This is a genomic window from Parasphingorhabdus sp., assembly GCF_039982415.1.
In the GTDB taxonomy this organism is placed as follows: domain Bacteria; phylum Pseudomonadota; class Alphaproteobacteria; order Sphingomonadales; family Sphingomonadaceae; genus Parasphingorhabdus.
On record NZ_JBDWYL010000008.1, the window covers coordinates 213,940 to 239,025 of the forward strand.

The following is a 25,086-nucleotide window of genomic DNA, read 5'->3' on the forward strand; positions in this document are numbered from 1 at the left end:
GCGGCCCAGAAACGCAATGTCCGAGCCGCCTAACTTTTTCAAAACCTGTCCGACTAATATTAGCCGAATTGATTCATTGTATTGTCCTCGCCACCAGCTTTCAAAGCCGCATCGCCAGCAAAATATTCTTTGTGATCATCACCAATATCGGACCCGGCCATATTTTGGTGTTTCACACAGGCAATACCCTGACGAATTTCCTCGCGCTGAACATTGAGAACATAACCCAACATGCCTTGGTCACCAAAATATTCCTTGGCCAGATTGTCGGTGGACAAAGCCGCCGTGTGATAAGTTGGTAAGGTAATTAAGTGATGGAAAATGCCAGCGCGCTTGGACCCATCAGCTTGGAAGGTCCGGATACGTTCATCCGCATCAGCCGCAAGTTCTGTGCTATCATATTCAACACTCATCAAATTGGCGCGATCATAAGCTGTGACATCTTTGCCTTCTGCTGACCATGCGTCATAAACCTGCTGACGGAAGTTCAACGTCCAGTTGAAAGATGGCGAGTTATTATAGACCAGCTTGGCATTTGGCATCACTTCACGAATACGATCAACCATACCGGCAATCTGCTCAACATGTGGTTTTTCAGTTTCAATCCACAACAGATCAGCACCATTTTGCAAGGATGTGATGCAATCAAGAACACAGCGGTCTTCTCCGGTATCCGGTCGGAATTGGAAGAGATTGCTCGGCAAACGTTTCGGGCGCATCATCTTGCCATTGCGGTTCAAAATAACATCGCCATTTTGCGCCGTCGCTGGATCAATTTCTTCGCAGTCGAGGAAACTATTATATTGATCACCCAAATCACCTGGTTCGTTGCTGACAGCAATTTGCTTGGTCAAACCAGCGCCCAAAGAGTCGGTCCGCGTAACGATGATACCGTCGTCAACACCCAGTTCGAGAAAGGCGTAGCGACAAGCCCGGACTTTCGCGAGAAAATCCTCATGAGGCACGGTTACTTTACCATCCTGGTGACCACATTGTTTTTCGTCCGACACTTGGTTTTCAATTTGCAATGCGCAAGCCCCGGCCTCGATCATTTTTTTAGCCAGCAAATAAGTGGCTTCGGCATTTCCGAAACCGGCATCAATATCAGCAATAATCGGCACAACGTGGGTTTGATGATTTTCTACTTCGTTCAGCAAACGCTTTTCGGTGACCATATCGCCTTTATCACGCGCCGCATCAATTTCGCGAAACAAACCGCCCAATTCACGCGCATCCGCTTGACGCAGAAACGTGTACAACTCTTCGATCAGCGCTGGAACAGAGGTTTTCTCATGCATGGATTGATCAGGCAGCGGGCCAAATTCTGACCGCAACGCAGCAACCATCCAACCAGACAGATAAAGGTAACGGCTCTTGGTGCTGCCAAAATGCTTCTTGATGGAGATCATTTTTTGCTGACCGATAAAGCCATGCCAGCAACCCAGTGATTGGGTGTAGTTGGCAGGATCCGCATCATAGGCAGCCATGTCTTCCCGCATGATTGCTGCGGTATATTTCGCAATATCCAGTCCGGTGTGGAAACGATTTTGCAGACGCATACGCGCAACCGCTTCAGAATCGATTCCGTCCCAAGTTCCATTTTGATTTTTGATCAGCGCATTGGTCTGACTGATATATTCCTGATATGACATAGGTCATGCTCCTCTAAAAATTCGGCGAATAGGCTGTGATGCGAATCGTCGTTTACGATCGCTATGCCTTTTTTTACGGCGGGAATGGCTTGCACTGAAGCGTTGCGCAGTTTAACTGTAACGCTTTACAAATATTTGTTGTATAGTTGTAAGAATCTTACAAACACCTTATGTGCTACCGGTCGGAGAATTTCTATGTCTAGCGAACGCCCAGTTTATATGGGGCCCCGCCTCAAACGGCTCCGCCGCGACCTGGGGCTGACTCAGGCCGATATGGCTGCGGATCTCGAAATCTCCGCCTCCTATGTTGCACTTCTGGAACGCAATCAACGTCCCTTTACAGCCGATATGTTGCTCCGGCTCGCGCGCACTTATAAAATTGATATGGCCGAACTTGCCGGTGATGGCGGCGAAGAATATACCGCGCGGCTCGAAGCTGTTCTGAAAGATCCGATGTTCGCCGACATTGACTTTCCGCAATTTGACACCGCTGATGTCGCCACAAGCTATCCCGGCTTTACCGAAGCCATGCTGCGTCTCTATACCGCTTATCGCGAAGAACAGCTCGCGCTCGCGGACAAGGACACAGTGTCCCGACCCGATGGAAGTAGCGTTGCACCGGATGCCGCAGACCCCGTTGCGCAAGCTCGTCGGTTTTTGGCTGCACGGCGCAATAGTTTTTCTAATATTGATGATGCCGCCGAACGGCTCGCGGAAACAGTCAACGGTCAGGCCAATATGATTGCCCATTTCAAGGATAAGCACGGGCTGCAAGTGCGCCGTTTACCCTCCGATGTGATGATGGGCGCCACTCGCAGACTGGATCGCCACCGGCGGCAGATATTGATTGATGACCAATTGGACAATGCCAGTCAGATGTTTCAATTGGCGCTGCAACTTTCCTATTTGGAACTCAATTCCGAAATTGAGGCCGTCTTGAAAGAGGGCAGTTTTACAACCGATAGCGGCGAACGGCTAACCAAGCGCGCGCTGACCAACTATGCGGCGGCTGCGATCTTAATGCCCTATTCGACTTTTGCTAAAGCGGTCGAAACGCGGCATTATGATATCGAAGCCTTGGCCCGGCAATTTGGTACCAGCTTTGAACAAACTGCCCATCGCCTCACAACACTGCAAAAGCCCGGCCAAGAACGTGTGCCATTTTTCTTCATTCGCGTGGACCCAGCCGGCAATGTATCCAAACGGCTCGATGGTGCTGGCTTTCCCTTCGCTCGCCATGGTGGCGCTTGTCCGCTTTGGTCTGTGCATCAAGCTTTTAAGACGCCGCGTCAGGTCGTCACGCAATGGCTGGAGCTGCCGGATGGCGAACGGTTTTTCTCGATTGTCCGCACCGTGACGGCTGGCGGCGGCGCCTTTGGCTCAGAGCGCGTAGAGCGTGCGATTGCGCTGGGCTGCGCGGCCGAGCATGCTGATCGGTTAGTTTATACCCACGATCGCCCCGATATTAGCCCCGACAATGCCACACCAATTGGAGTAACATGCCGCTTATGTCACCGGACCAAATGCCGCGCCCGATCGGCACCACCAATTGGTCGGCAAATTCTCTCTGATGATTATCGACAATCCAATACGCCATTCGGTTTTTCTCACAGTTGATCAGGAAGGAACGGAGATATGAACGCTCCAGAGCTAAACACAGAGCGCTTACTGCTCAGAGCATTAGACAATGGTGACTATCCGGTTTACCGGGATTTCTATGCCGATCCCGACGCATCCGCAGCTTATGGCGGACCTCTGGAACCAGGACTAGCTTGGCGGCGCCTGGCTTTGGATATCGGACATTGGGCGTTGCGGGGCTATGGCATGTGGGCCGTGATTGACCGCAAAACAAATCTCATGGTCGGGGGTTGCGGCTTGTTTTGGCCTGAAGAATATCCGCGTTCAGAGCTGACTTGGTGGATCGTGCCCGCTGCCCGCAGAAAAGGCATTGCTCTGGAAGCCTCCAAAGCAGTGATCAATTTTGGATATGATGTGCTCAAATGGGAACTGGTAGAAACCCATATGAACGATGACAATAGCGCAGCGCGCAAATTAGCAGAGAAGCTGGGTGGAACGATAATCGCCAGAGAAGAATTTCCGGACGGATTGTCTCGAAATATCTATGCCTTGCCGCACCAATCCGGAGATGAGTGACGCTCCGGTTGCCACAGCTGCTCGAGGCCCAATTATTTGATCACAATGCCCCCGGTGGCAGATTTACCCCGCGCCCTGTGCAATCTGGCCCGATCTTATCGCTCAAGCAATTTTCAGTTTTGATATTTCGTTGGCCATGGCTTTGCTGAGCCGCGGAGCAGTTTTGTGCACCCATTCAGGTTCACTGTATCTTATCATCAACCACAGCAGGGATTTTACGTCCCAGAATGTCGCGTCAATCAAGCCTGTTTCTTTGCGATCTCTTTTAAAATGCCAATGGATTGAATTCGGGAATTTTTTTCTCGAATATCTGCCAATATGCGAAATATAAAGGCCAGCGGCCGCGGATGCTTTTTCGACCAATTTCGCTACTTGATCAGGCGTCACACCAGCTGGCAATTCAATATGGAGATCATATGATTTCTTTTCCTTGGGCATTAATCCATCCTTTGCGGTTCATCAGAAAAACCAATCAAAATTAGCTTTGGTGAAAGCACAAGAGATTTTTCGGATCGATTGAAAGGCCAAGATATAGTGCCATTCCAAGCGCGCATCGCGAGGCCTCGTCAACCGCAGCGGTTCGGCAAAAAATAATGGACATCTCTAACTCAAATTGTCGATCAACATATCGATCATTGCCGCAGGGTCAGACCAAGGATAGCCGCTGATCGTTATGTGATTATGGGCAATGCCATGGAGCGAACCCATGACCAGGTCGATGGCGGTCTTTTCCAACATGCCATCGCCAACCTTGTTCAGGCCTTCCGTGATTATCTGTAAGAGCAGGTCAAAACCTGTTCCAACTTCCATCCCGTTGACGAACAAACTAACCTCGGACTGGGATACACCTTCAGCCATGAATACCATGCGATAATGTTCCGGGTGACGCACCCAATAGCCGACATAATGATTGCACGCGATGCGCATCCTTTGCTTTGCATCGGGCTCGTTGTTTAATTGTGCTCGAAGCTGATCAAACAAATCCTTAAACACCACTGCCCATAGCGTCTGCAGAATCGCTATCTTGCCGTCATAATATTTATACAAAGTCATCGGCGAACAGCCGGCCTCTTTGGCCAAACGGCGCATCGAAACTAACGCATAGCCTTCTTCTTGAAACAACCGTTGCGCTGTTTCGGCAATATGCATTTTCATCGCTTCGCGCTCATCCTGGCTTTTAAACGGGCGTCCGCGACCACGTGATTGTTGATGTGCGGAAATAGGCATGACTCCATAGAGCCTATTGACAACGGAAAATCAACTATATAAATATAACGCGTATATTTTAATAAAGAAAACCGATTATGTTGACTCACATTTCCCGTTTTACACGCGTTAATACCGTCCGTGATGATATAATCCGATGACCGTCATGCTAAAAATAATTTTGGCTTTAGCCGGCTTGGCGATAATGGCCCTTGGCCTGAATATTGGTCTGGGTGGAATCGCAACTTTAGGGTGGCAAGGTCCGTCGGACTTTTTCCTAGTTACGAATGCAAAGGCATTTGCCGTGCAGGATAATCATATCAGATTCCTTGCGGGAATCTGGTTTGGCGCGGGCGCAATATTTCTGGCGGGAACCTTCGCACTCAACCGGTTTCGTTCCATTTTGTTCGCTCTTATTGCGATGATATTTATCGGTGGACTTGCCCGGCTCAGCTCGTCAGACCCTCTTTTGTTGCTCAGTTCCGATATTTTCCCATCCTTGTTTACAGAACTAATTATCTTCCCGCTGATTGCGTTTTGGATTTATCGCAGTTCCGGAAAAGTCTATGATTGACCTGCTCAATCTTCTAGCAACATTGGCCATCGGTTTATTTGCAGGGGCATTACTGACCGAGGGTTGTATTTTAGTTCCTTATTGGCGGGCCATGGAGCCATCAGAATTTTTGCAAAGGCATAGCGAAATGGGCCCCAGTCTGTTTCGCTATTTCGCCCCATTGACTACAGCGGCAGTTTTACTATCAGTCTTCGCCGCCATCGCTTCGCAATTCTCGGGCCCGGCTATCAATGGGCAAGTCCTCGCGGCACTAATGAGCGTCGCCGCCTTATCGGTCTTTTTCGTTTATTTCAAAACAGCCAATGAAAAATTTGCGTCACAAAGGATTAGCGAAAAGGAACTGCCGACAGAGCTTGCAAAATGGTCCAATTGGCATTGGCTACGAACGGCCTTAGTCATCGGCGCTTTTGCAATCAGTATCTGGGGACTCAAAGGCGGCATCTGAATGTGGATGATCACCACTTTTGCATTGCACCGCGTATTTTCAAAGATGCCGACAGACAACGTGTACAGCGCTCATTGGTTTTAAAGACAAGTTTAATCGCACCTTGTTATAGAGCTTTATGTCTCCATCCAAACATATGGCTGAACAGCAATTTGTCGATCAAGGTGATTGGTTGGATGCAATCATAGCGCTGGTTTTTGTCGTTATATTCTCCGCATGTATTAGCGCATTATGGCTGGAATCCCGGGATCTCGTGCCGCTCTCTATCATTCTGCCATTCACCGTGTTTTTTTTACTCGCAATGCCCTTCCTGATGAAGCAATTTTTGGTTGCCCGTACACGAGAATTTCGGGTCAATTGCGAATCTGAAGAAATTATTCTGGTAATCAAGCGCCCATTTCAGAATTCGATCGAACGCATTCCCCTAAAATCGGTGAGTAAATTGATTTTCCAGACCACCAATAATGATGGCGACTGGCATCAAGCCAAGATTGAATTCTGTTCACAAAGAAGGCTTAGCTTTGCCCAAGGCGGACATCAACAGACCGTGCGAGCGGAATATGACAGGATGATCGCTGCCATCAGAACGGTAACGCCGGACGTTCCAACCCAGCAGGTTCGCGATTAGATTATCACACCGGGAACATGAGCATAAAATTTGAGACTTGGCTGCGGGTGACCTTGTCACCCAAAGAGTGGTTTTTTCTCAGGTATCGCGATCAACTGCCACACACCGGACAGAATTTATTCGGGGTCTAAGGCTGCCTTTTTCTCTTTTTCTGATTGATCGGGTCCGAACACCTTTTGATCCAGTAGAAACGGCGCGATATATAATCCCGCCATCGTCATTGGATAATTGGGCGCTGTGCCAATACCTATGCGGTCGTGCGGGCGTTCACCCTTTACCTTATGGAAGGTTCCAAACAGAATATCGAAAAGGATAAACTCCCCACCATAGTTGGAATCTCCAACTTCCTTGTTGGGATAGTGATGGTAGCGGTGATTATCCCCAATTGAGAAAATATATTCCCAGTAACCCAGCTTCAAATCAATATTGGCGTGCTGGAAAATGCCAATGGTCAACTGCATCAAAATAGCAACCATAATGACTTCAGCCGGTGGCTGTAGCAGAGCATATGGAATTGCAAACAAAATCCCCTGCCCCACGACTTCGACTGGATGGCTGCGGATGCCATTGAGCCAGTAGAGGCGTTTCACGGAATGATGTGCGGCATGGAAGCGCCACAAAAAAGGAACCTCATGCAAGGCGCGGTGAAGCCAATAGCGGAAAAAATCCTTAACCAGGATGAATAGAAACACCTGCACCACAGCGGGCAATTGCACCGGCCAAAGGCCATGTCCATAGGCTTCCATAGCTTCGACAAGACCAACCAGTAAAAGCACTTGGATGAGATATTTGGAAAATCCGTTCCAAATAGCCCCGGAGATAAACATCATCAGGTCGACTGAGGTGTCGTTTCCGCCTTCTAGCCAGTTGCGACTGTAAGGCAGCAGCCGTTCCAACGGAGCAACGATCAGGCCGATTACGACCGGGATCAGCGCCAGCGTAGTGATGGACTGCAGGGACGCACCGGCTTGTGTGGCGGCAAATCCGATGAATATTCCCGCAAGCATGATCGCCGGGAACAAGATATGCTGCAAAACGATTTTTAGCTGGGTCTCTTCGAGTCTGTAAGACAGCCCATCCAAATGCCGCAACGCCCAATTCATTGGACGGACGATGATATAGGAACCAAGAGCTTCGATCAGGTTGAGCGGAACTCCTAACCATTTTTCGAGCAGCCGCGCTGTTCGCATATGCGCGGGCAGATGCAGATTCTGATAAGAATTATCAGCGATCCGAGCCGGTTTCTGTGGTTTAGGCAAGGTTTTTGCAGTCGTCATTGGATTTCTCACGGGCCCGAATATCAATATGGTGAACGCAATAAGTTATATAATGAACACGTTCAATATATTCAGCGAAGGCGCCTGTCAAGTACGGCGCCGATCACTTTCTCGTGATCATAGTCATGATGGATTCTATCATCGCAGCGGCAATGTCTTGCGGTGGATCAAAGGCAATCCGTTCGATATTAGTGGGGAGCGCCAATGCTCCATGCAACGCAGCCCACAGCAGCTGCGCCAACATCTTGGCGTCGCCATCAACAAAAATACCGCTTTGCTGGCCTTCCAATATTGTCGCCTTAAGGAGCCGAAAAAAAGGTTCCTCTTCCAAGGCGGTCTGCTCCGGTTTCTCTCGCGTTTCAGGACGGACATAAAGAAAGGCGCCGCGAAAAACCCGATGTTTTTCATCCGCAAATTCGGTGTAAGCGCTTAGCAAGGCTCGTATTCTTGCAGCCGGTTCAGCGGTATTTTCCGCGATATCAGCCATCTGCTGACGCAGAATATCAACGGGCTCTTGCCAAAGCGAACGACCGAGGTCGGAAATATCCTCAAAATATTTGTAGATCGTGCCAACCGATACTCCGGCCTTTTTCGCCACGGAGCGGATCGTGATTTTCTCCACATTGCCTTGCCGCACGAGAAATCCCGCCGCCGCTTTAATGCGTTCGCGCGTCTCCCGTCTTTGTTCTGGTGTAATGGCAGGTCTTGGCATGAAACTCCCTTTAAACGCCCAATATCACAAGCACCACATGTGTGGCTTCAGCATGATGCTTAATGCACTGCAACAAGATTCCAAATTTCTGTTGACAAGCATAGCAACAAATTCATAATTTGAACATGTTCATTAAATTGACTTGGCATGCATGATAGCTTGATCTTGTTCGGGAGATTTATTTGTATCGCGCCCTCCTCTACCCTTTGTTGACATTACTCGGCGGTTGTTCATTTTTGGTTTTCGGAGAAGCCTCCGAACGTGCTGATGACCCGGTGATCAAAGGTATTAATTATATCAGTATCACCGTCAATAACCTGGATGAGGCGACAAATATATTTGCTGATGTCGCTGACCTCCAAGTCGTTGATGAGCGCAAAATGACTCAAATTCCTGGATCAGAATCCTTGCTAGGTAGAAAGAAATTCACCGCCCAAACACGCATGATGCGAAGCCATAATGCGCAGCTGCGTTTTGTTCAGTTTGAGGATGCGCATCAATCCCGAAAAACTTATCCGAAAGTGGATGTCTATGGTCCAGGGGTGGCGCATGTCGCTTTTCAGGTAAACGAGGAAACTAGCGCTTATTCCAAATTTCTAACTGCAGGCGCAAAACCGGTCAATGGGACGCCGAATATGATTACGCTCAACCCTGACAATCCGGTCGAATATGCTTATGCCCGCGATGCCAATCAAACCATGTATGAATTTGAGCATGTCGACTTCAGCAAGCTGGATCGCGATACGCCCCCAAAATATGATTACCGGATCAGGCATGTAGCCCTCGCCACACCAGATTTTGATCGGATCGTAAAATTCTACTCGATCTTGCTGGAACAAAAACAACCAAGGCGATTGGGCCGGCTTATCAATCTTCAAGGAGAAAATTTTGATAACGTGTCCGGACTAGCGGATACCAAACTCAAAATGGCATTTTTCAATGTGCGGAATATGGAATTGGAGATTGCGCAATATGTCAGTCATCCAACGAAGTTACCAAAAAAACCGCGTCCATTAGATGCTCCCGGATTTGCCATGATAGTTTTTGATGTGGAAGATCTCGATGCCGCAAGGGCCATTCTCATCACTGCAGGCGGGTCCATTGTTAGTGAAGCCGAACGGATGGACAATGGACAAATGATGGTGGCGCGCGATCCGGATGGAAATCTGTTGGGTTTTCAAAAACTCGATCCGAAATCGATTTTTTCCTCCCAAAATTTCGACGGTGATGGAACGTCTTAAAAAATGCCTGTTCTTCCGGTTGGCTGGCATTATTTTCAATCAATCCAGCCGTTGAAATTTTTCAACACCAAAAATCAACATCCGCAAGCGTCCGCCGCAATTCAACTTATTGTGACCACAATAGCCGTTCAAATTCAAAAAAAAGGGGGAAAAGGTAATGACAATGATCAAAACAAAAATTATCATTGCTGCGGCAATGACAGCCACAATGGCGGCGCCACTTTTGGCGCAAGATGGGATTCGTGCATTGAACGGATATGGCCAAAATGAGACACGAACCATGCTTAGCCTCTCCGTTCCTTTTGGCGGTCAGCGCGAAGAAGCAATGCCGCGGATTGAGTTAAACATCCAAAATATCAATGGTCAGTCCAGCCTCGCTCCGTCGACTTATGTTACCTCATTTGACCGCATCCGCAGCGAGAACACAATTGGTTTCAGGTTAAACAACGAGCCAACATTGATGCTGAATGGCCGTCCGTTTAAGCCTGTTGATAATCAGCAGAATCTCAGCACTGGTGCTGGCATCGCCCTTGGATTGGGACTACTCGCGGGAGCCATATTGGTCGCAACCGCCGAAACGGCTGACGAAATTAGCGATTTGGTTGATCCGGATTGATCAAAAATATTGATCATTTCAATCCCGGAATTTATCCAAAATAGACCTTGGTTTTAAGCCCACAAACGGCGTTTTTTCGAATGTCCAACGCTTTCGCTCTTTGAATGGCAGCCAAGACGAACGGCGACGCAGCCATGTATCCATAGCGTAAAACCTTGCGAGCGTTGCTTATCCCCGTTTCGGGATCCTCTCATGAATGTGATCAGGCGCCGTAGCGTTCGTTCAAATAGACCAGCACAGCTTTCCGCCGACTCTCTCTAATCTTGAAACCACCAGCGCGAACAACTTCGGCAACTTTGGGTGCCGTGTCACGATTGAGTTTGTCATGATATTTACAGCTTTTGCAGGTGATATATTTGCGCACTTGAGCGCGCCCCTGACTGATCAGGCGATCCTTTGTCGAGATGCGGCTGTTGGTACCTTTTTTGACACTTGTGCCCCAATCGTTCCCGCCGGTTCCGAGGCCAGTCGAGCCCGAAGCCACAGCTGCGGTAGAGCTGGCAGCGAATGCTAATAATATCGCAGAAATTAGTGCTCTTTTCATCAGCCTTTATCCTTCCATCCAAACAAAAGGCCACTTACTCCATCACACGGCCTTTGTTGATTGGACAACTATTATCGGAAATTGGGCAATGAGGGAAGAATTATTGACTGAAGGCGGGTTTCTTATGTGTAAAATGGTGTGCTGCGCCGGTTTTTTGCGGCCATGGCAGATAGAGGATTTGGGCCAAAACATCCCGCAAGGACAAATGTAACCAACGGAAATCACGCCTTAGCCAGACGATGGATTCCCCTGTTCTATATCGAGTTTTTGTACTTTGGTACCAATTGCAAAAACCTGAGTTTCCGCTCCATTACGGACCACCCTGAACTTATTGGCGCCAGGCGCGATAGGCACAGGTTGGAAGGTTTCTCCGCCATCATCGGTATAAAAACCTCCAGCAAATGTCCCAACCCAACCGCGCTTTGCATCCAAAAATCCAATCCCAAACTGCCTTGCCCCGGCATTTTCTGTTAGCGGCAGCTCGCGCCAGCTTTTTCCGCCGTCGGTTGTTTTGATGATGAGCTGCTGTGCGCGTTCCTTGTCGTAGCTCTGCACGGTTGCATATCCTGTTTTATTATCAGGAAAGGAAGCCTTCCAGATTAACTCGCTGTTCCGCCCAGATTTGTAAACTTCGGTCCATGTTTGCCCACCATCTTCTGTTCTGAGCACGAGACCTTCATTGTCTGCGCCGCGGGAACTGCTGGCAAATACCAAGCCGGTCATCTCGTCAAAAAATTTAACGTCCAGGATCATCCCGGCTTGCGCTTGCATGTCGATAACGCTCCATGTTTTTCCGTTATCAACGGAGCGAATAATACCGGTGGGTCCGCCGACACGGCCCGCCGCATGGATTACCGTTCGGGGCTGCAATTTGCCCTGATAGATGCGCGTGCTTTCCAAAATATCGATCGCGCAAACGCCCTTGATGGTTTTCCCGCCCAATTCTACCGGAGTCCAGTTTACGCCGCCATCGTCGGTTCGATAAAGCGGTGTTTCATCAGTAACGCCCGGATAATAGTCCGTTCCGACATTGCCAATAAACCCGGTATTCTCGTCGATAAATCCAAGCGCCCGGATAAATGTTCCCGGTTTGCTTGCCACCCGTTGCCAACTATTCCCGCCATCGGTGGTCGCGTATAAATCACCCTTGCCAGTGCCGTACCAGCCGTGGGTTGGCGTTGAAAAACTAATATCGTCTCGCTTGCCTCTATAGGCGACCGTATCAAGAGTTTGCCAATCATTGGACAGCACAATTTGTGGGCTCGTCGCGGCCGGCGGGATTGTTTCACTTGCGCAGCTTGTAAGGACCGCAATTGCGGCGCCCGACAGAAAAAACGTTCTCATATTGATTGGCAACTTCATCGGTTCAACTCCCTTGCGATAATTGGAAAAGCGCCTCGGCAGCTTCAGGTTTACAATCAGCGAACCATTTCATCGGATGCCTCTGCGGAACGCGGGAGATGAACTCCCCATCATGCGGATAATACCAAACCGCGTTAAACGTGCCATCTGGCTTCAAACTGGCACGCCATTTGACGACTTTGTCAACGCCGCCAAACCGCTCTCGCCTCGGGTGATCGGATGGAGGATCTCCCAGCGCATTGAGGTTGATCATAAAGTCCCCGATCTGCGCTTCGATATCGCTGCTATCGCGAATGGCGATCCACATCGGTTCCGCAATATGCTCAATGGTGCGTGTGGCGCCTTTGCTGCCCCACGCAATTCTGATCCGGCATCCTTGGCGCACCGCATTGACAATGTGCTGGCGATCCCCTTGCCCGACTTTCCCATCGGCGTCATGCGCCAGAAGCAAGTGCCATCCGGTTCTGCTTGGTTGTTCAGGCTGCGGGCTCGGTATCTGCGAATATGACATATTTGCGGAAACTGCGAACAGTATCACTGCTGTTGGTAAGGCGATAAATCTTTGATTTTTCATGGGTCCCCTCTTCCTTCGGCGTCAGCACCAGTTTTATATCATCTCCATAGTAACGCAGCCGGACATCCTGATTGGTCAACAATCCGCGCCTTTGGAAGACGGATCGGACCTGCTCCTGTGTTGATTTGGGAAGCGGCGTACCGTTCATATAAACTTGCTGATTTCTAACAAGGATCATTGCCGGGCCACCCTGATCATATCGGGGATTCCAGTAAATATTATCGACCTCAAGTTGATCGCATACATCGTTTTTCAAACTTATCAGCAATATACGATTCACAGCGACGGGTTCGGTTTTCGCAACAATCGGTTGGGTGATCCCCCACATTCCAAACGTCAGAACAATAAACGCCACGCACGACAAAAGGCGGCTACGAACCTCCCGGTATCGGGGGACGGTACGCCCGCTCTGATCCAACGCGACAATACGACCAACCCGCATTTCCAAAGCCTCGACTTTCTCGGAAGGCGCAGCAAGAACCAACGGGTTTTCAGCGCGCAGCAGACCAGTTTTTAGCAATCCAGTCGCCAAGGATTTTGGGCTTTTGATAATCGCAGTAGCAAGATCATCACAAGCATGTTCGCGCTCCACAGATACTTGCTTGGAAATATAAGCGAATAGGGGATGATAAAAATAGACCGCTTCCAAAAAACACTGCGCATAACGGTGGAGGAAATCGAGCCGTTTGATATGCGCCAACTCATGGGCGATAATGGCTTCCAATTCGTCAGGGTTTAATCGCGTCAGACAGCCTGCCGGAATCAGAATCAGTGGCTTCCAGAATGATAAAGTGCACGGCGCCGTGATATGACGACTAATTCCAATCTTTACTTTGCGATTAAGTGTCAGCCGTGATGCCAGCCGATCGAGCATCGCCGTAACGTCGTCATTCACGGCTTCTCGTTCTGCATTTGCCAGCCGGTGCACCGCAAGGCTATCGATCGCTAGTCGTACCATCGAGACGGCAAAGCCAACCGACCATAATATCAATATCCCAATTAATACCGGCCCGGAATAATCCGCTTCTATCGCTGGTCTCGCCCTGCTTGCCATTTTTTCAAAGTGCAGCGCCGTCAGCCCAGACATTGCGGGGACAAGATATAGTCCACCAATTGCCATCGCATAGCGAAGTTTGGCGTTGCTGTTCGGAATGATTTTCAAACTTCCCCAAAGCAGCAAAGCTATGAGCGAAACTTGCCAGATACTGTGCAACAAGACTTGGCTGGCTATGGTCATCCAGGAAGCCACCTATCTCTTCTTTGCCTTGCTGGCTTCAACACGGTCGAGCAGATCACGAATTTCAACAATCTCTTTTGGAGAAAGATCCTGTTGGTCAATCGCGTGCTGGATCAGTGCATTAGCGGAGTTGTCGAAAGCACTTTCGATTAGTCTTTTAACCAACGTCTTACGTGTGTTCTTTGACTTGGACACAGCTTGATAGCGATGCGCTCGTCCATCGGTCGCGACGCGCTTCACAAGACCTTTTTCTTCCATCCGCTGCATGCGTTTCAGTACAGTCGTATAACCCACGTCCCCGGCTTTACAGATATGCTGATGCAATTCCGGAACCGATGCCGTCCGGTTTTCCCACAGATATTGCAACGCAACCATTTCAGACGGTGTTGGATTCTTGACAGCCATCCCGTCTTATAAATACGTCACTTGACGTAATGCAAGCTTAAATCTACATCTACGTCAAATGACGTATTTAAGGAGAAGATTATGCGTGCGGTAGCGATGATGATTTTATGTGGCTGTGCAATGTTCGGATCGGTCGGCATCCATGCGCAGGCGCCGACTAATCAAGTAGATCAGATTATTGATCGCGTCAGCGCCGCCTATAAAGTCGATCGGTTGAACCAGGCTAGTACCATTCGCTTTGAAGAAGAACGCCGATTTGAATTTCCGGATCACGAATATCGATCAAATTTCCATGAACTCTCCACCCAAAGACAACATCATATTCTTGATTTGAACAACCAATCAGCAAGCAGTGAATATTTGACACAGATCGCCAATTCTCATTGGCACGGGCGGTCCGTAGCAAAAGATGGAAAATCGTGGTTCATTCTTTACGCTCCGCAATATGTTCAAGAAGCAGAGGATCAGGATTTCTACGGCTATTATGGACGGGTCATCCGTTCCTCAGCGGCGCTGCTGGCTCGTGAACTGTTCAACGCCAAGGATACAGCAAAATATATCGGCGAAGAAATGTGGATGGGAAAACAGCATGATAAAGTGACATTCGAAATGCCCAATTCTCCGCCGCTTAATATTCTGGTTCGAAAAGATAGCGGGATGATTTCCTATATGGATCGCATCGTCGGTGAAACGTCCACCGTGTCTTATATTTATGAAAAATATGAGGTTCAAGACGGTATCCCAGTGGCTTATGAGCATAGTATCTACGGCAATGGAATCAGGCTCTTTCTCAGTCTGGATCGCAAACTGGTTATCGATGATCAAAGCGACAAAAACGCGTTCGAAATTGAGGCGGGAATAGTGCCAGAGCCACAGCGAGTCGATCAATCCGCTATGACCGTCGAAAAGACGGCCGATAATATTTTTCATGTCGGACAAAATGAACATTATTCGACCTTCATTTCAACAAATGATGGTGTGGTTGCTTTCGGAATGGGACCGGGTTTTGCAGATCGATTGCAAGCCTATCGCCAACAAACTGCGATAGACTTGCCGCTAACTCATGCCATCATATCCGATCATCATCGCGGAGAAATGGCCGGAGCCCTTGATGCCGCTAGCACCGGGGCAACCCTTTTGGTTACCCCCGATGCCCTTGACCGGGTTCAGCAATTGGTAGCGCAAGGCAGTCCTGCTGCACAGATTGAAACAATCGAAAATCAAACTGCCATTGGTGATTTGGTCGTCGCGAATGTTTCCACAGCCCATGCAGGGAGCAATTTGGTGGCTTTTCATGAGCCGAGCGGGACATTTGTGCAAACTGCGCATTTCTCCATTCTCTATAACAATGCAGCCTCCTTTGCAGAATTTCCGGCGGTGACGCTGAACGATGCCGTGACCAAATTCGACTGGACGCCAAAAATTATTTTGTCCGCGGAAAGCAGAAAGGCAGGCCCGTGGCAGGCGTTTCAAAAGGCCGTTTCGGAATTTGATCCAACGGCTTGCTTTCGGAATCGTAGAATTTGTCAAAACTGGCGGCAAGGATCGTGAACATATCCTCCGCTTGGTCCAGTCCCCATCCAACAAAGGAAGCTTGGTTATGCAAAAACTCATCCTGACGGCAATTGCGCTGGTTTTAAGCGGCTGCGCCACTTTGGGTACAGAGCCTGCTCCTCAAACTTATTCGCGCTGGCATTTGGTTTTGGCTCATGATGCTGAGGGTAATGCACTAGAAGGCTCAAAAAGTGATTTGATAGCAGCAGTGCAAAATGGCAAGCCGATAAGAATTTATACGGCAGGACGGCGCATTCAGCATTCTTATGATGCGCTTTTTCTGAGCGTTTTTGACGGAGAGATATTTGCACAATCCCACCCGATCGATGCGCAACAACCGGTCTCCGACCCGGCGCGCATCATCTTTCGTCAACCCGGTCAAAAATGGCGATCCATTATTGGTACCAATGGTGCCTTTATAGCCTTGATGGACGGCAATCCGCCCAATCAACGCCAAGGCGCAGCGCGCTGGTTTGTCCAAGATTGATCGGTGGCAAGCATGACTTCCAAACCCTTAGTCGGCATTAGCGCACAAAAAACCCCGCCAGATTGCTCTGGCAGGGCTTTTTTTCCATGTTTATCTCTTACGCATAGCTAACTTTTACGTTTGCTTTCCGCTGACGCCGCATGGCTCCGCCAATAGCGCCAAAACCAAAGATCATGAATGCCCAGGTTGCCGGCTCAGGCACGGCACTGCTAAAGTTGCTAAAACGAACATAAATCGTTTCTGGAACACCCATCAACTGGCCATTAACACCATCTGTCACTCTGCCGGCCGCGAAATCGTTCAAATCCACGTGCGTGAAATCGCTCCAATATTCTGAAGCGAACCGATAGACGGAATGATCTTGGAAAAAACTGTTTGCAGCCGGTGTTGCAAAACCTGGTCTGGTAAAGTCTTCCCAATCCGGCCGCGCGGCCCATTCTGCAACGGAGGCAACGCGCCATCCTTCAGTCGCACGAAAACTTGCCGGTTGAATATTACCGGGACCAAATTCGTTGGGTGCAATTGGTCCGGCATAAACCCAGTCAAGTCCGCTGCCATTAAAATCGAGAATAACCTCGGAATCCGGAATGACGATTGATTCGTCGAAAATAACGGCTTGAGCCGGTGCAGCCAATGACAGGCTAGCCAGACAAACCGCTCCAATAGTAAATTTGCGCATTCTTAGTCCCTCCAACACCACAAACAGCAGCGTTTTTTTCAAAAAATTGCGCGACCCCGAATGACGAGTTGCCTTACCATCCCAATTTTCCCGGGCGGAACAGCACTTGCATCAAGTGCCGGTTTATATACTTATCTTTACACTTTGTTAATGCTTTATTTGTCTTTTTTGACCATCTGGTGCTTTGTCTCAAAATGGGACGGATACAGCAGAGTTTCTAAAGAGTTTCGGTTTGGCCAAACGCTTTTGCACCTTCAGTCTTTGCTGAATAGTGGGAGCCCTATTCTTTCGGAAAACCAGTAGGGCGGATAGCCGGGTTGTGGCAAATCTCTTGACAGCATGGGCACATCAAAATATGTCACCAAATAGTGACATATCAATTTTCACAGGACGACCTGATCTGGAAAGCACTCGGCGACGGGCGGCGGCGGCTTATTGTTGAAGCACTCGCAACCGGTCCCAAGCAGACCGGAGAGCTGGTGAACCTGTTCCCTGATATCGGACGGACGGGTGTTCTCAAACATATTGATATCCTCCGGGAAGGAGAGATTATCCATGTCCGCCGGGAAGGCCGGATTCGCTGGAATCACCTGAATCCAAAGCCGATTAAATCAGTCTGTAACAGCTGGGTGGCCAAGCATATTGGCAATATGAAATCGTCGGCCGCAACATTGAAAGCAATCGCCGAACAGGAGATAGAAACATGATTGAAATAACCGATGCCAAGATCATCAAATATCAATTTGAAGTGCCGATTAATCGCAGCCCTGCTGATATCTGGGATGTGATGATCAATAAGATTGATGCTTGGTGGATGGATGATTTTCGGGCGCTCGGTAATGGGTCAATAGTGACGCTTAATGCCGAACGGGGAGGACAGCTGATCGAAAGCAACGCCGACGGTGCTGACCTGGAATGGTATCGCATCCAAATGGTTTCGCCGGGACAAGCGCTTTACCTGGTCGGCTATATGGCACCGGATTGGGGTGGACCAACAACTTCAATGCTGAAATTGGCGGTTGAAGAACGCAGCGATGGCGGTGCGCTTGTGGTTTCAGATGCGCTGCTCGGCAACGTCACCGAAGCGTCGGCCAACAGCGCGGAGAGCGGCTGGAAAATTTTGTTTGGGGATGGTCTTAAAAATTTCGCGGAAAGATAGCGACAAGCCTCTCGCGCTGCACTTTTGCTCACTGCTGGCATCGGACTTGCGCCTGATCAGCGCCCAAAGCGGCGATTAACTGGAATTTGGTGACATTGATCGAAAGCGATCTATTGCTGCCATCGCTTCGTCTAAATTTCTGTTTGTCCCGGTCAAAGACAATGCGATATCTCCACCGGTTAGTCTTTGATTGGCTTTGGCTAACCAGGCCAACAGGCCTTCACTTGGGAACATATCAGGGTTCCGGAGGTCCAATATGATAAACCGTTGCCTTTGATAGCTCCACTCAGTCACATTGCTAATTTCCGTCCATGGGATTAACTGGCCGGACCACTTTTTCCACCGGATACCTGTCGCGCCGATCCGCAATTGCTCGCTGTCATCGAACAGTTTCTTTGTCCAAGCGACAGCACAAAGACTGAAAAATATTATGCAGATCCAACCTATTGCGTATATCAAAACAGGTGAATAGCGGGTCGAACCTGGAATAGCGCCGAACGCGCCAACCATCCACGCCCCCAATATCACAAAAGCGATTGCGGCCATGCTCAGCAAAATCGTTTGCGAGCGCGAGGTATTTGCTACAAAATCATCCATTGGCCATCTCAATCTTCTTCTAAGCGGTGATTTCTCGAAAATCAGGAATTATCACGCCAATAGCCGTTTATTGACGATCTTTATGAATATGAATTGCGGGCAGAGATTCTGCCATCCCCTTTTCATGGGATTGTTGCACGATAGATTTGAGGGTGAAATTGACCATTGCAGGTTCAAAGGTCGAAGGCAGCTCAGCAGGTGCTGATCATCGCAGAAAACAACGGAACAAGTTCTAAATCTATTGTGCGGCCCACAATTTGATTTCTCCGAGTTTCAACTATCCGTTCCGCCCTTCGTTCATATTGGATGGTATTTATATGAACACATGCTAACAATCGGTTCAGATATAAGTAAATTCGTGTAAGCTAGGGCCGCCATTGAACAGGGGATTGTTCCAATTGCGGGACCAGGGGGGAATGACGATGCGTGAGAGAAACAGTTTCTATATTGGCAGCGCAATATTAGCTTTGGCGGCGATAGCTCCCGCTTATGCCCAATTTGCAGGCGGAAATGTTGATGTCGAAAACCGGCATAATTTCAAGATCAAGGTCTGCTATTATAATCCGAAGGACAAAATACCTGTCATCGGCAAAAATTGCCTGTCGGTTAATGCCAAGAGCACGGCAAGCTTCAGCAAGCTGCGCAGAGGCCAGACGTTCAAATTCAGGGTTTTCCGGGTGAACAGGGTTTTTGATAAGCCGCTGTGCAATATCGGTGCGACAACAGTTTCCGAAAGGCTGGACAAGTTTATCGCGGAGGGGAATTGCATGGCGGAATTGCTGCACCGCCCCAAACCGAAGCCGATTGCTCCGCCTCCGCCTCCGCCTCCTCCGCCCGCCCCAGTCGCGGAATATGCGGTTGGCGATGTCATCATGGTGGGCATTGTGGATAATCCCAGTAATAGGGCAAAACGCTATTTCCCGGCGAAAGTGACGCAGTTCTATGACATTGCGGGCAGCTACATCGAATATCGTTATCGGCTGCTCAACGGACGCAGTGGACGCGTACGCGACGCGGATGTTAAGATGGATATGGTCGGCGTGGGAACGCAGATCATTGCCAAACAAATCAATGGCAGCGGCGCCGGATTTGCCCGGGTCACCGAGCGTCACGGCAAATTGATCAGGGCTGAGTTTAACGACGGCACCGAAGGCTATCTCGATTTAAAAGACATCAAGGTGGATGAGGAAGATTACCCCGAAACCACGCAGCCGCAGGAAAAGCAACCGGCGTGGGTCGTGCGCATGTGCAATGAAAATTTGGGCACGCTGAAAGGCGCGATCGGTTTCGAATCGGCAAAGGCGGGTGAGGTCAGCTATGGCTGGTTCGATGCCCAAGCAAGTAAATGTGTCGACATGCCCATTGGCTATGCCTTTGAACCGCCGGAAAATTGGCACAAAGACGTGAAGTTCATTTACGCTTATGCCGAACGGATAGAGGCGGGCGGCGGGGTAAGGCGGCCCGTGATCGAAAAGCCGGGCAATGCCAAATCCTTTTGCGTTGGCCTGAAACAACAATGGTCGGTTGTGAAACAAGGCAGCTTCGACGTGGTTGGGGAACATTGCAACAAAAACGGGCAGCGGCTTGTGCCCATGCAGGGTCTGTCACTGCCCGAAGGCGGCGGCATCATCGATTTTAAACTGTAAGGGGAAAGCATATGATGGGATTTAAAACACGCTGGATCGGTAAATCTATGACCCGCATTGGCATTGCCAGCTTGGGTGCGCTTTCCTGCGCCCTTATGCTGCCAGCCCCTGCAGTCGCGCAGCAGGCGGATAAGGATTCGACGTTAGAGACTTGCAACAAAATTGATGAGACCGTCTATTTCACAATCGCCCATTTAGTGAAAACGGTTAAGCCAGAAGCAGGTCTAAATGGCATACAGTATAAGGCCGAAGGTTGGTGGAAACTCGAACCCGGTAAATGCCGCACAATCAATATGTCACAGCTTTGGGCAAAAAACGGCGTAGCACCTGAGTATTTTTATAAGCCGGCATATGCATCATATATATATGGTGAGACAGAGGGTTTTCTCGGCGTGGTCAAAAAGGCCTGGGAGGCTGAAGAAAGGACCAATAGCATCACCAGCAATGTGTTTTGTATTCGTATGCCCAAGAATCGTCCCTTTTTCACTTTGCGAGGATATAGCGACCGCGGAACGCGATTGAGCGATTCCTGCAGCGCGAGCACTTATGACAAGGTTGCTATGAATCTGCTGCAATTCAAGCTTCCTGACAAAACAGCGCGGTTCGACTTTACGGGTGAATAGCGAAGGCTGTCGCAAAAAAGAAGCTTCTGCCTTAGGCCCAGTTGCCGCCGTTAAAATCGATCTAAGCTGACGAACTCTTTTTTGGAGAGAAGGAGGAGGCAAATCGCGGCTTCTGGAACCCATAAATCGCCTATTTGGCACCTACTCGCGTCGCTTCCGCATTCAAGATCGCTTCGATACCACTGTCGATTCCACGGGCGTAATCGGAGAAAAGTAGCGGCGCTGATAAATCAACTTCGATAGGGCCAATCGCTATTCCAAAAAGAATATTGATCCAAAAGCAACGTGACCAATCACTGCACCCATTTTCCCAATCGTGATAGCCAGTTGAGGCAAAAAGTCGTATTTCAGAATTTGGCAAAACCATCGGGGCACCTCCCCCTTCTGCCCAAAACTGAAGCCCATCACCCATCGGTTGACCGACAAAAACTGCTCGGTCACCGGCTCCGTGCAGCGCGAAATAAGCGGTCACGATCCCGGCTGAGAATGTATCCCCGTCCGCAAGTATGTAGACACGTCCGTCGGGCGTCACCAATTCACCGATCTTTCGTGCGATCGACATTGCCTTTGTGTAGTCACCACCTTCGTTTGCTCTAAGATCTAGCACAAGATAGTCTGCCGGATTGTTTCGAAGGTGTTCTGCTTGCTCTTCAAGCCAAGTAGTCACGGGTGTGGCTTCATTGCCGATCACATTGCGCATGCGCCAATATACGCCGCCATAAGCAAGCTCATCACTCCACAGCACTTTTTCTGGATGGCGGCCATACCAGGTCGCTTCGGTCATGGTCCGATCGAGAAAACGCCAATCATGACCGCTATCAGTTTCGTTTTTGTCAACTTTCCCCAATACATAGCGCGAGGGAAAGGTGAACCGGGTTGGTTCCTCTTCCACCGTTATTGAACGCTTGACGGCTTTGCCATCTAATCCGACCAGTTCCATCACGATAATGCCGGGCTGATCGATAAGCCCTGCTGCATGTAGAGAAGCGGGCGCCGCGAAGAACAGGGCTGAGTTTTGGCGCAAGAAAGCGTGATTGCCACCAAAATAGCGGTCCATCTTCGGATACAGTACCTCAGGGGATTGCCCCTGATAAATAGCGACCCTGGAGCCGATTAAATCAGCGTGTTCTGCGCGCGCGCGGACGATGTGAAGGCCATCACCAAACCAGGCGAAACGAACAGGCAAGCTGTTCAAGCGGTTCATTGTGCCACTGACGCTGACCCCGGAATGTCCGTTTTCCGGTATCGCTCCTGCTGCCGATACACCCATGATAAATTCGGCGTCGGATAGCGTATCGACTTGCTCCTCTAAATCATCAATTAATGCGTTGAATGCGTTCAATTGTGCTGGGGAGAAACTCAGATCAGCTTCCGGGAAGCGCCGCAAATAATCGAGATCTTGCTGACGCGATTCTGATTGGTTGGTTGGCTCAGGATAACTGGCTTCGGGGATATCTGGAGTGAATCGCCAAATAAAGGCACCAAAACCTGCTCCAGCCGTCGTCAAAAGAGCGACTATGATGCAAAGACCAATACGTACCGATGCCTTCATTAGCCCGCTCCATTGAAACCAAAAAAACTCAATCCTATTGATATACTAACGAAACGGACGACACGAACAAGTTTGATCTCTATCTGCAATATTCCTTTGCAAATATCGACTAAGCAAGAGCGAGGATGCAGAAAACTGGTCCGCTAGTGGATCGAATATTGTTACAATTATCATGTCCGCTCTTGCATCCATAGCGGTCATAACTGCTTCATCCCGACAGCGGACGTTAGATTGCTCTTAAATACATTAGTGGTGAGACTCTTTTGCGTGGTTTATCTGCAATCCTTTCAATAAGGGAGGTCGATCATGTACGACACCATCATTAAAGGCGGCACGATTGTAGATGGATTGGGCGGTGAACCTTATGTCGGAGATATTGCGTTTCGTGATGGCATGATTGCCGAAGTTGGCGGCTCGATTGATGCGCCTACTAAAGAATTGCTCGACGCCGATGGCGCGATAGTCACACCCGGATGGGTAGATGTGCACACGCATTATGATGGCCAGGTAAGCTGGGATACCGAGCTCGCACCTTCCTCCCACAACGGTGCAACTACTGTTATAATGGGCAATTGCGGGGTCGGCTTTGCACCAGTCAAGCCGGGGGAAGAAAAAACGCTGATCGAGCTGATGGAGGGGGTCGAGGATATTCCCGGTACCGCGCTCTATGAAGGCATAGAATGGGGTCAATGGGAAAGCTTTCCAGAATATATGGATTATATCGCTGGCCGCGAATATGCGATTGATGTCGCGGCTCAAATTCCCCACGGTGCGGTGCGTTACTATGTGATGGGCGAGCGCGGAAAACAGAATAAGGACGCGACCGCTGAAGATATTGAGGCGATGGCGGCCATAGTCGGGGAAGCGGTTGACGCCGGTGCTGTCGGCTTCAGCACCTCCCGGACCATTGGCCACCGGTCACTCTGGGGCACCGCGGTTCCGGGAACCTTTGCACCGGAAGAAGAATTGATGGCAATTGCTGGCGCGATGGGTGATCTAGACAAGGGTGTTTTCGAAGTCATCCCCTCCGGAACCGTCGGAAAACTCGAACATCTCGGAGGCGAACAAGCCAGGCCTGATGAAGAACATGAGTTGATGACGAAGATTTCGAAGAACAGCGGCCGGCCAGTGACCTTCACGCTCATCCAAACGCCGGAATATGAGCCTGATCTTTGGCGCAAGATGCTCCGCCTGTCCAAACAAGCCAATGAAGAAGGCGCGCAAATGCATCCGCAAGTGCCCTCGCGGATCATTGGCTATCTGACCGGACTGAGCAGCTATCATCCGTTCATGCGCAAGCCGACATATCTCGATAAACTGGCTCCATTGCCGCTGAAAGAACGTGTCGCGGCAATGCGCGACCCCAAAGTCAAAGAGGCGCTGCTAACCGAAAAGGAAATCAAGCACGAGGCTCCCGGTTCTATGGAGAATATCTCCGCGTTGCTGGGCCGTAGCGCCGCCATACTCTACCCACTGGGTAATCCGGTCGACTATGAAGCTGGGCCGGAAAACAGTTTAGGCAAACGCGCAAAAGCAGAAGGCCGCGAGCCGCTGGAATATCTGTATGACTACATGCTGGAAGATGACGGTAAAAGCTTCTGTTCAATGAGTGCGCCCAACCTGCCCAAGGGTATGGAAGTTTTGCGTGAATTGCTGGAGCATAGCGAAACCGTTACCGGACTCAGCGATGCCGGCGCGCATGTCACCCTGATCTGCGATGCGACGATGCCAACCACTCAGCTATCCTATTGGGCGCGTGACCGAAAAAAGGGAGAGCGCTTACCGCTCGAATTTCTGGTCCATAAACAGACTGCTCGTAATGCAGCACTTTATGGATTTGACGATCGCGGCTCGCTGGAAGTTGGGAAGCGTGCAGATATTAATGTGATTGATTTCGATAATCTTAGCGTCGCTTCGCCGGTAGCATATAAAGATCTGCCAGCAGGTGGTACCCGCGTGATGCAGCCAGTTTCCGGTTATATAGCAACCTATTGTAACGGAACGAAGATACGAGAAAATGATGCGGACACTGGTGCACGGCCAGGCCGACTAGCGCGGAGCTAGGTCACTAGTATCGAACCTCGATAAATGTCCGCTTCTGCGCCTTAAGCGGACATTGTCGCTAACGTCTGCTTAAACCCGAAAGCGGACACTCCTCAGTT

At 49.6% G+C, this 25,086-nt stretch carries 27 protein-coding genes; 14 read left to right on the forward strand and 13 right to left on the reverse strand.

Features of this window, described 5'->3' with window-relative positions; genetic code table 11:
* Window positions 1-59: 59 nt before the first annotated feature.
* Window positions 60-1,652 (reverse strand): isocitrate lyase, encoded by a 1,593-nt coding sequence (locus tag ABJU74_RS13610; protein ID WP_348384819.1) that lies wholly within the window; start codon window positions 1,650-1,652, stop codon window positions 60-62.
* Window positions 1,653-1,847: 195 nt separating this feature from the next.
* Here ABJU74_RS13610 and ABJU74_RS13615 point away from each other — a divergent pair, with 195 nt between their 5' ends.
* Together ABJU74_RS13615 and ABJU74_RS13620 are read left to right on the forward strand one after the other, a co-directional pair.
* Entirely contained in the window at window positions 1,848-3,269 is a 1,422-nt protein-coding gene (locus ABJU74_RS13615; protein ID WP_348384820.1) for a short-chain fatty acyl-CoA regulator family protein, read from the forward strand.
* Between the two features lie 18 nt (window positions 3,270-3,287).
* Window positions 3,288-3,806 (forward strand): GNAT family N-acetyltransferase, encoded by a 519-nt coding sequence (locus ABJU74_RS13620; RefSeq protein ID WP_348384821.1) that lies wholly within the window; start codon window positions 3,288-3,290, stop codon window positions 3,804-3,806.
* 102 nt (window positions 3,807-3,908) lie between these two features.
* Here the strand turns inward: ABJU74_RS13620 and ABJU74_RS13625 are convergent, their stop codons facing one another.
* Window positions 3,909-4,244, reverse strand: a complete 336-nt coding sequence (locus ABJU74_RS13625; RefSeq protein WP_348384822.1) for a hypothetical protein — start codon at window positions 4,242-4,244, stop codon at window positions 3,909-3,911.
* Between the two features lie 165 nt (window positions 4,245-4,409).
* Window positions 4,410-5,033, reverse strand: coding sequence for a TetR/AcrR family transcriptional regulator (locus ABJU74_RS13630; protein ID WP_348384823.1), 624 nt, complete (start codon window positions 5,031-5,033; stop codon window positions 4,410-4,412).
* A gap of 136 nt (window positions 5,034-5,169) precedes the next feature.
* On the opposite strand from ABJU74_RS13630, the gene ABJU74_RS13635 reads away from it, so the two are divergent.
* The 3 genes from ABJU74_RS13635 to ABJU74_RS13645 all read left to right on the forward strand — a co-directional run bounded on the left by ABJU74_RS13635 (window position 5,170) and on the right by ABJU74_RS13645 (window position 6,659).
* A complete protein-coding gene (locus ABJU74_RS13635; RefSeq protein ID WP_348384825.1) occupies window positions 5,170-5,586 on the forward strand; it encodes a DUF4345 domain-containing protein in 417 nt (138 codons plus the stop codon).
* Window positions 5,579-6,031: a DUF1772 domain-containing protein gene (locus ABJU74_RS13640; protein WP_348384826.1), complete on the forward strand. Its 453-nt coding sequence runs from the start codon at window positions 5,579-5,581 to the stop codon at window positions 6,029-6,031. Before ABJU74_RS13635 ends, ABJU74_RS13640 begins: the two co-directional genes overlap by 8 nt.
* Before the next feature lie 118 nt (window positions 6,032-6,149).
* Window positions 6,150-6,659 (forward strand): hypothetical protein, encoded by a 510-nt coding sequence (locus ABJU74_RS13645; protein WP_348384828.1) that lies wholly within the window; start codon window positions 6,150-6,152, stop codon window positions 6,657-6,659.
* 116 nt (window positions 6,660-6,775) lie between these two features.
* On the opposite strand, the gene ABJU74_RS13650 is transcribed toward ABJU74_RS13645, so the two are convergent.
* Both ABJU74_RS13650 and ABJU74_RS13655 read right to left on the reverse strand, forming a co-directional pair.
* Complete coding sequence (locus ABJU74_RS13650; RefSeq protein ID WP_348384829.1) at window positions 6,776-7,936, reverse strand: sterol desaturase family protein; 1,161 nt, start codon at window positions 7,934-7,936, stop codon at window positions 6,776-6,778.
* Between the two features lie 103 nt (window positions 7,937-8,039).
* Complete coding sequence (locus tag ABJU74_RS13655; RefSeq protein ID WP_348384830.1) at window positions 8,040-8,648, reverse strand: TetR/AcrR family transcriptional regulator; 609 nt, start codon at window positions 8,646-8,648, stop codon at window positions 8,040-8,042.
* Window positions 8,649-8,830: 182 nt separating this feature from the next.
* Between ABJU74_RS13655 and ABJU74_RS13660 the strand changes: the two genes are divergently transcribed.
* Window positions 8,831-9,889, forward strand: a complete 1,059-nt coding sequence (locus ABJU74_RS13660; protein WP_348384832.1) for a VOC family protein — start codon at window positions 8,831-8,833, stop codon at window positions 9,887-9,889.
* Window positions 9,890-10,046: 157 nt separating this feature from the next.
* Window positions 10,047-10,505, forward strand: coding sequence for a hypothetical protein (locus tag ABJU74_RS13665; protein ID WP_348384833.1), 459 nt, complete (start codon window positions 10,047-10,049; stop codon window positions 10,503-10,505).
* Window positions 10,506-10,707: 202 nt separating this feature from the next.
* Here the strand turns inward: ABJU74_RS13665 and ABJU74_RS13670 are convergent, their stop codons facing one another.
* The 5 genes from ABJU74_RS13670 to ABJU74_RS13690 form a co-directional block, all read right to left on the reverse strand.
* The gene (locus ABJU74_RS13670) at window positions 10,708-11,049 is read right to left on the reverse strand and encodes a hypothetical protein (RefSeq protein ID WP_348384834.1); all 342 of its coding nucleotides are present in this window, start codon (window positions 11,047-11,049) and stop codon (window positions 10,708-10,710) included.
* Window positions 11,050-11,277: 228 nt separating this feature from the next.
* On the reverse strand, window positions 11,278-12,411 hold the full coding sequence (locus ABJU74_RS13675; RefSeq protein ID WP_348422599.1) for a YCF48-related protein: 1,134 nt from the start codon (window positions 12,409-12,411) through the stop codon (window positions 11,278-11,280).
* Window positions 12,412-12,415: 4 nt separating this feature from the next.
* Window positions 12,416-12,862 carry a hypothetical protein gene (locus ABJU74_RS13680; protein ID WP_348384837.1) on the reverse strand — a complete coding sequence of 149 codons (447 nt, stop codon included), beginning with the start codon at window positions 12,860-12,862 and terminating at the stop codon, window positions 12,416-12,418.
* 25 nt (window positions 12,863-12,887) lie between these two features.
* Complete coding sequence (locus ABJU74_RS13685) at window positions 12,888-14,222, reverse strand: M56 family metallopeptidase (RefSeq protein ID WP_348384838.1); 1,335 nt, start codon at window positions 14,220-14,222, stop codon at window positions 12,888-12,890.
* A 12-nt stretch (window positions 14,223-14,234) separates the two neighbouring features.
* The gene (locus ABJU74_RS13690; RefSeq protein ID WP_348384839.1) at window positions 14,235-14,627 is read right to left on the reverse strand and encodes a BlaI/MecI/CopY family transcriptional regulator; all 393 of its coding nucleotides are present in this window, start codon (window positions 14,625-14,627) and stop codon (window positions 14,235-14,237) included.
* Between the two features lie 81 nt (window positions 14,628-14,708).
* On the opposite strand from ABJU74_RS13690, the gene ABJU74_RS13695 reads away from it, so the two are divergent.
* Complete coding sequence (locus tag ABJU74_RS13695) at window positions 14,709-16,178, forward strand: hypothetical protein (protein WP_348384840.1); 1,470 nt, start codon at window positions 14,709-14,711, stop codon at window positions 16,176-16,178.
* Window positions 16,179-16,227: 49 nt separating this feature from the next.
* Window positions 16,228-16,668: a hypothetical protein gene (locus ABJU74_RS13700; protein WP_348384841.1), complete on the forward strand. Its 441-nt coding sequence runs from the start codon at window positions 16,228-16,230 to the stop codon at window positions 16,666-16,668.
* A gap of 97 nt (window positions 16,669-16,765) precedes the next feature.
* Here ABJU74_RS13700 and ABJU74_RS13705 read toward each other — a convergent pair whose 3' ends face one another.
* Window positions 16,766-17,347: a PEPxxWA-CTERM sorting domain-containing protein gene (locus ABJU74_RS13705; RefSeq protein ID WP_348384843.1), complete on the reverse strand. Its 582-nt coding sequence runs from the start codon at window positions 17,345-17,347 to the stop codon at window positions 16,766-16,768.
* Between the two features lie 368 nt (window positions 17,348-17,715).
* On the opposite strand from ABJU74_RS13705, the gene ABJU74_RS13710 reads away from it, so the two are divergent.
* Together ABJU74_RS13710 and ABJU74_RS13715 are read left to right on the forward strand one after the other, a co-directional pair.
* Window positions 17,716-18,054, forward strand: coding sequence for a hypothetical protein (locus ABJU74_RS13710; RefSeq protein WP_348384845.1), 339 nt, complete (start codon window positions 17,716-17,718; stop codon window positions 18,052-18,054).
* Window positions 18,051-18,506, forward strand: a complete 456-nt coding sequence (locus ABJU74_RS13715; RefSeq protein ID WP_348384847.1) for a hypothetical protein — start codon at window positions 18,051-18,053, stop codon at window positions 18,504-18,506. Before ABJU74_RS13710 ends, ABJU74_RS13715 begins: the two co-directional genes overlap by 4 nt.
* Window positions 18,507-18,581: 75 nt before the next feature.
* On the opposite strand, the gene ABJU74_RS13720 is transcribed toward ABJU74_RS13715, so the two are convergent.
* A complete protein-coding gene (locus ABJU74_RS13720; protein WP_348384848.1) occupies window positions 18,582-19,103 on the reverse strand; it encodes an STM3941 family protein in 522 nt (173 codons plus the stop codon).
* 422 nt (window positions 19,104-19,525) lie between these two features.
* On the opposite strand from ABJU74_RS13720, the gene ABJU74_RS13725 reads away from it, so the two are divergent.
* Both ABJU74_RS13725 and ABJU74_RS13730 read left to right on the forward strand, forming a co-directional pair.
* Window positions 19,526-20,749: a hypothetical protein gene (locus ABJU74_RS13725; protein WP_348384849.1), complete on the forward strand. Its 1,224-nt coding sequence runs from the start codon at window positions 19,526-19,528 to the stop codon at window positions 20,747-20,749.
* 11 nt (window positions 20,750-20,760) lie between these two features.
* On the forward strand, window positions 20,761-21,372 hold the full coding sequence (locus ABJU74_RS13730; RefSeq protein WP_348384850.1) for a DUF1036 domain-containing protein: 612 nt from the start codon (window positions 20,761-20,763) through the stop codon (window positions 21,370-21,372).
* A 130-nt stretch (window positions 21,373-21,502) separates the two neighbouring features.
* Here ABJU74_RS13730 and ABJU74_RS13735 read toward each other — a convergent pair whose 3' ends face one another.
* Window positions 21,503-22,924, reverse strand: a complete 1,422-nt coding sequence (locus tag ABJU74_RS13735; RefSeq protein WP_348384851.1) for a hypothetical protein — start codon at window positions 22,922-22,924, stop codon at window positions 21,503-21,505.
* Window positions 22,925-23,230: 306 nt separating this feature from the next.
* On the opposite strand from ABJU74_RS13735, the gene ABJU74_RS13740 reads away from it, so the two are divergent.
* Window positions 23,231-24,988 (forward strand): amidohydrolase family protein, encoded by a 1,758-nt coding sequence (locus ABJU74_RS13740; RefSeq protein WP_348384852.1) that lies wholly within the window; start codon window positions 23,231-23,233, stop codon window positions 24,986-24,988.
* Window positions 24,989-25,086: the final 98 nt, after the last annotated feature.